The sequence below is a fragment of the Verrucosispora sp. SN26_14.1 genome (assembly GCF_004307965.1).
Lineage (GTDB): Bacteria > Actinomycetota > Actinomycetes > Mycobacteriales > Micromonosporaceae > Micromonospora.
This window is the reverse complement of sequence record NZ_SISL01000394.1, coordinates 1-5,423: the sequence shown is the minus strand read 5'-3', so window position 1 is coordinate 5,423 and position 5,423 is coordinate 1. Positions and strand designations below refer to the sequence as shown.

Genomic DNA, 5,423 nt, shown 5'->3' with positions numbered 1-5,423 from the left:
TGCCACGGTGGCAGCCGCGGCGGCCACCACCGGGGTGCTGTTCGGCCAGGCCCGGCAGGCCCGACGGACCATCCCGATGGCCGAGGCACCACCGCCGCGCTGCGACGGGGTCTACGGTGCGAAGTTCCCGGGTACGCCGATCACCGTGGTCGTGCTCGGCGACTCCTCGGCCGCCGGCTACGGCGTGCACCGCCGCCGCGAGACGCCTGGTGCCCTGTTGGCGACCGGTCTGTCCCGGCGGCTGCGACGGCCGGTCCGGCTGCACCGCTTCGCCGTGGTCGGCGCCATCTCGGCGGGCCTGCGCTTCCAGGTCGAGGCGGCCGTGGACTGCGATCCCGACGTCGCGGTCATCCTGATCGGCGCCAACGACGTGACCAACCGGACGCCACCCGCCCTGGCCATCCGCCATCTCGCCGAGGGGGTTCGCGCGTTGCGGGCGGCCGGGGCCGAGGTCGTCGTCGGCACCTGTCCCGACCTGGGAGCGATCCGGCCGATCCAGCCGCCGCTGCGCTGGCTGGCCCGTCGGTGGAGTCGGCAGCTCGCCGCCGCCCAGACCGTCGCCGTCGTGTCGGCGGGCGGTTGGACGGTCTCCCTCGGTGACCTGCTCGGTCCCCGGTTCGACGCCGAGCCGGGACGGATGTTCGCCTGGGACCGGTTCCATCCGTCCGCCGAGGGTTATGCGGCAGCCGCCGCCGCCCTGTTGCCCACGGTGGTCTCCGCGCTCGGGCAGGGAGCCGAACGCGGGCCTTCGCGCATGCGCCCGGAAGGCGTACGGTCATTGCCGAGGGCCGCTCAGGAAGCGGCCCAGCACCCGGGGACGGAGGTCAGCGGAACGCAGGTCCGTGGCAGCGAGAGCGGGCCGGCCGGCCGGTGGGCACAGCTTCGCCGCCGGGGTTTCTTCGGGGGCGGCACGACGCCACAGCCGACCTCCGCGATCGACTCACCCGCAGTGGAGGGACTCAGATGACTGAGCGGATCAGGCAGCAGCACGGGCCACGGTGTACCGGCACGCGCCTGGGAGCGACACGATGACCGGGCGGTCGCCCGGCGCTCGGGTCGCCCGCACGGCCGCCGTCTCCCTGCTCGCCAGCACGCTCGGCGGTGCCGCCGTCCTGGCCGGTCAGGCCGTGGCGGCACGCAACCGCCGGTACGCCCAGCCGGAGCTGGGGCTGGCGCTGCGGGCCACGGTCGGTCGCAGCGACGCGCCGGTGCTGCGTCTGGTGCTGCTCGGCGACTCCTCGGCGCTCGGCGTCGGGGTCGACCGTCTGGGCGACACCATCGGCGGTCAACTGGCCGAGCTGCTCGCCGAGGGACCCGCCGGGCGGCAGGTGCAGCTGTCCAGCGTCGGCGTCTCCGGTTCCCGCTCGACCGACCTGGCCACCCAGGTGGCGCGGGCACTGCTCGGCGAGCGGCCGGACGTCGCGGTCATCCTGGTCGGCGCGAACGACGTGACCAGCATGCGCCGCCCGGCCGACGCCGCCGCCTACCTCGGTGCCGCCGTGCACCGGCTGCGCCAGGCGGGCGTCGAGGTCGTCGTCGGCACCTGCCCGGACCTGGGGGCGGTCCGCGCGATCGCCCCGCCCCTGCGTCAGGTCGTCGGCCTGGTGGGGCGCTGGGTGGCGCGGGCGCAGACCGGCGCGGTCCTGGACGCCGGTGGCACGGTCGTCGACCTGGGCACCGAGACCGGTCCGGTGTTCCGGGCCGACGCGGGCACGTTCTGCCACGACGGCTACCACCCCTCCGCCGACGGCTACCGGGTCTGGGCGCACGCCCTGCTGCCGGCCGTGGTCGCCGCAGCGGCGGTCACGCCTCGTCGCTGACCTGGGTCGATCAGGCCGACGTGGCGGGGTGACATTTCCCGACGGCGGAAAACTTCCGCTGCAAGTTACCGCCGAGTTAGCGTGGGCGCATGCCGATTGAGTCGTCCCGCGACGCCGTGATCGTCGCCACCGCCCGCTCCCCCATCGGCCGGGCCCACAAGGGTTCGCTCCGCGATGTCCGGCCGGACGACCTCGCCGCCACTATCGTGCAGGCCGCCCTGGACAAGATCCCCCAACTCGACCCACGCGAGATCGACGACCTCTACCTGGGGTGCGGTCTGCCTGGTGGTGAGCAGGGCTTCAACATGGCCCGGGTGGTCGCCGTCCTGATGGGCCTGGACGGCCTGCCCGGTGCCACGACCACCCGCTACTGCGCCTCGTCCCTGCAGACCACCCGGATGGCGATGCACGCGATCCGCGCCGGTGAGGGGGACGTCTTCGTCTCCGCCGGGGTCGAGACCGTCTCCCGCTATGCCCGGGGCAACTCCGACGTCCTGCCCCCGGAGGCACAGGCCCTGCTGGGACGCTGGGAGAACCCCCGGTTCGCCGAGGCGCGGGACCGCTCCAGGAGCCGCACGGAAGCCGGTGCTCCGGTCTGGACCGACCCGCGCGAGCAGGGCGCGCTGCCCGACGTCTACCTGGCCATGGGGCAGACTGCCGAGAACCTGGCCCAGGTGCACGACGTCAGCCGTGCCGAGATGGACGCCTTCGGCGTCCGCAGCCAGAACCTGGCGGAGAAGGCGATCGCCGACGGCTTCTGGGCCCGCGAGATCACCCCGGTCACCACGCCGGACGGCACCGTGGTCACCGCCGACGACGGCCCGCGTGCCGGGGTGACGCTGGAGGCGGTCTCCGCGCTCAAGCCGGTGTTCCGACCGGACGGGCGGATCACCGCCGGCAACTGCTGCCCGCTCAACGACGGCGCCGCCGCCGTGGTCGTGATGAGTGCCCAGCGGGCCGAGGAGTTGGGTGTCACCCCGCTGGCCCGGATCGTCTCGACCGGCGTCACCGCGCTGTCGCCGGAGATCATGGGGCTCGGTCCGGTCGAGGCCAGCCGGCAGGCGCTGGCACGTGCCGGTATGACCATCGACGACGTCGACCTGGTGGAGATCAACGAGGCGTTCGCGGCGCAGGTGATCCCGTCGTACCGGCAGCTCGGCATCCCCGAGGAGAAGCTGAACGTGGCCGGCGGCGCGATCGCGGTCGGTCACCCGTTCGGGATGACCGGCGCCCGGATCACCGGCACCCTGCTCAACGCGTTGCAGTGGCACGACGGGACCATCGGCCTGGAGACCATGTGCGTCGGCGGCGGGCAGGGCATGGCGATGGTCCTCGAACGCCTGAACTGAGGCGGTTCCTAGAGCGCGGTGCGGGTCGCGGCCACCTCGGCGGCGGCCCGCGCCAGCACTTGCTCGGTGGGGCCGGCGGCCAGCAGGTCGGCGGCGACCACCCGGAGCTGGTCGGGCAGGACGAGGTCGTTGCCGAGCCGGGGCACGGTACGCCGGGGTTGCCCCTCCGCGTCGGCGGCCAGGTCGGCGATCTCCTGCACCAACCGGTGCACCAGGTCCGCCCGGGACACGTCGCCCCGGGAGGCGGTGGCCGCCCAGCGGGGGTGCTGCCAGTGCCCGACCTGCCGCACCAGCAGTTCGACTCCTCGCCCCACCTCGTCCCGCCCCGGCGAATCACCCATCCCCGCACTGTACGCACCGCCCGGGAACCGGCGATCATGCCCGCCGCCGACGGGTCCGACTACGAACGACGGCGCCCGCCCCACGGTGGGGCGGGCGCCGGTCGGTCGCTGGGCGGCGATGATCAGTCGTCGCCTTGGAAGTAGCTCAGCAGGCGCAGCATCTCGATGTAGAGCCAGATCAGGCTGACCAGGATGCCGAAGGCGGCGACCCAGGAGTAGCGCTGCGGCAGGCCCATCCGGACGCCGTCCTCGACCTCCTTGAAGCTGAGGATGAAGCTCAGCGAGGCGACCACGATGCAGACGATGCTGAACCCGATGGCCAGCGGGCTGCCGTCACGCAGACCGGTGTTCACACCGAACATCGCCAGCACCAGGTTGATCAGCATGACGGCGAAGAGACCCGCCATCACGGCGACCATGCCCTTGACGAACTTCGGCGTCGCCCGGATGACCTTCGCCCGGTAGAGCATGGTCATCACGAAGAAGACACCGAAGGTGGCGGTCACCGCCTGGATCACGATGCCGTCGTACAGCGACTCGAAGAACTTGCTCACCGCGCCGACGAGCACGCCCTGGACCACCGCGTACGCGATGACCAGAGCCGGGTTCGCCATCTTGGAGAACGAGATGATCATGCCGAGCACAAGGCCCACGACGGCGGCACCGATCCAGGCGACGCCGAGCAGCGCGTCGGGCACCATCACCCAGGCCGCCGCGCCGGTCACACCGACGATGGCCAGGAGCATGACGGTCTTGACCACCACGTCGTCGATCGACATGGGGGTGACCGCCGGCGGCGCGGACGGGTAACCCGGCGCACCGGGGTAACCGGCCTGCGGCGGGTACTGCTGCTGGGGGTATCCGGGCTGTCCGTACGGCCCGGTCGGGGCGTACCCGGCGGCACGCTCCCGCTCGGCCGCCTGGCCGAGCCGGGCGAGCACCGGGTTCGAAGTCTTCACTCTCTGGCCTCCCTAAGGGGGTCGTGGCACGTCAACGCGCGCTACAAGAGTAGACGGCCGGAGCAGCGCGATGTCGATCGGAATGCTGAGGGAACCCTGAGAGTGCCCGGGGCGGGGGTCGAACCCGCACGCCTTGCGGCAGCCGCTTTTAAGGCGGCCGTGTCTGCCGTTCCACCACCCGGGCGGGTGACCCCGACGCGACGACACGCGTGGTGCAGTGCCACGGTAGCGGGTTCCCGCCCGCTGCGGCGTCCCGCGCGGAGCACCCGCACTAGGGTCGAGGCCGTGAGCAGCGCCGCACCCACCGCACGCGAAAACGGCGTGTCCGAGCGGGCGATCCGCACCACCGATCGGGTACGCCTGCCACGCCGGGCCCGGCTGGTGGCGGCCGTCTCACGGCACCGGGCCGACCTGCTGGTGGGGCTGGTGTTCGTGATGCTGGCGGGCTGGCTCACACACGGGCTCTGGCCCGACCCCACGGGGCGGGTGCTCGCCCTCAACCCCGAGGACCAGGTCCTCTACGAGTGGTTCCTGACCGTGGACGCGCGGGCCCTGCTGGGCGATTTCGGGCTGCACACCGACCGGATGAACGCCCCGGACGGGGTGAACCTGATGGCCAACACCTCGGTCGTCGCCCTCGGCCTGCTGTTCGCACCGGTCACTCTGGTGTTCGGCGCGCCGGTCACCTTCGCCCTGCTCGCCGCCGGCAACCTGGCCGCCACCGCGACCGCCTGGTACCTGCTGTTCGCCCGGTTGCTGCGCGTGCACCGCCTGGCCGCCGTCCTGGGCGGCGCGCTGTGCGGCTTCGGCCCCGGGATGGTCTCGCAGACCAACAGCCACCTGCACATGACCGCCCAGTGGCTGCTGCCGGTCGTGGTCTGGCTGGTGGTGCGCCTGCTCCGGGCCGCCGACACCGGGCGGGCCGGGCCGGACCGGCCCGCCCCGGTCTCTATT

At 72.9% G+C, this 5,423-nt stretch carries 5 protein-coding genes, 1 tRNA gene and 1 pseudogene; 4 read left to right on the top strand and 3 right to left on the bottom strand.

Annotated features, from left to right (window positions below; genetic code table 11):
• From EYA84_RS25245 to EYA84_RS25235, 3 genes are all read left to right on the top strand, one after another.
• Nucleotides 1-967: SGNH/GDSL hydrolase family protein (locus tag EYA84_RS25245; protein WP_131055981.1), on the top strand; the 967-nt coding region annotated here is incomplete at its 5' end.
• 61 nt (nucleotides 968-1,028) lie between these two features.
• Nucleotides 1,029-1,820: an SGNH/GDSL hydrolase family protein gene (locus EYA84_RS25240; protein ID WP_131055979.1), complete on the top strand. Its 792-nt coding sequence runs from the start codon at nucleotides 1,029-1,031 to the stop codon at nucleotides 1,818-1,820.
• Between the two features lie 89 nt (nucleotides 1,821-1,909).
• Nucleotides 1,910-3,169 carry an acetyl-CoA C-acetyltransferase gene (locus EYA84_RS25235; RefSeq protein WP_131055977.1) on the top strand — a complete coding sequence of 420 codons (1,260 nt, stop codon included), beginning with the start codon at nucleotides 1,910-1,912 and terminating at the stop codon, nucleotides 3,167-3,169.
• A gap of 8 nt (nucleotides 3,170-3,177) precedes the next feature.
• Here the strand turns inward: EYA84_RS25235 and EYA84_RS25230 are convergent, their stop codons facing one another.
• The 3 genes from EYA84_RS25230 to EYA84_RS25220 form a co-directional block, all read right to left on the bottom strand.
• Nucleotides 3,178-3,510: a hypothetical protein gene (locus EYA84_RS25230; RefSeq protein WP_131055975.1), complete on the bottom strand. Its 333-nt coding sequence runs from the start codon at nucleotides 3,508-3,510 to the stop codon at nucleotides 3,178-3,180.
• 122 nt (nucleotides 3,511-3,632) lie between these two features.
• Nucleotides 3,633-4,469, bottom strand: coding sequence for a Bax inhibitor-1/YccA family protein (locus tag EYA84_RS25225; protein WP_131055973.1), 837 nt, complete (start codon nucleotides 4,467-4,469; stop codon nucleotides 3,633-3,635).
• 103 nt (nucleotides 4,470-4,572) lie between these two features.
• Nucleotides 4,573-4,653: transfer RNA gene (locus EYA84_RS25220), tRNA-Leu, on the bottom strand.
• Between the two features lie 101 nt (nucleotides 4,654-4,754).
• Here EYA84_RS25220 and EYA84_RS25215 point away from each other — a divergent pair.
• Nucleotides 4,755-5,423: pseudogene (locus EYA84_RS25215) on the top strand (hypothetical protein); the annotation flags it as partial.

What these genes read in the sequence shown, in the direction of transcription:
- EYA84_RS25240 (WP_131055979.1), top strand. Translation starts at nt 1,029, where the DNA reads ATGACCGGGCGGTCGCCCGGCGCTCGGGTCGCCCGCACGGCCGCCGTC.
- EYA84_RS25235 (WP_131055977.1), top strand. Translation starts at nt 1,910, where the DNA reads ATGCCGATTGAGTCGTCCCGCGACGCCGTGATCGTCGCCACCGCCCGC.
- EYA84_RS25230 (WP_131055975.1), bottom strand. Translation starts at nt 3,510, where the DNA reads ATGGGTGATTCGCCGGGGCGGGACGAGGTGGGGCGAGGAGTCGAACTG.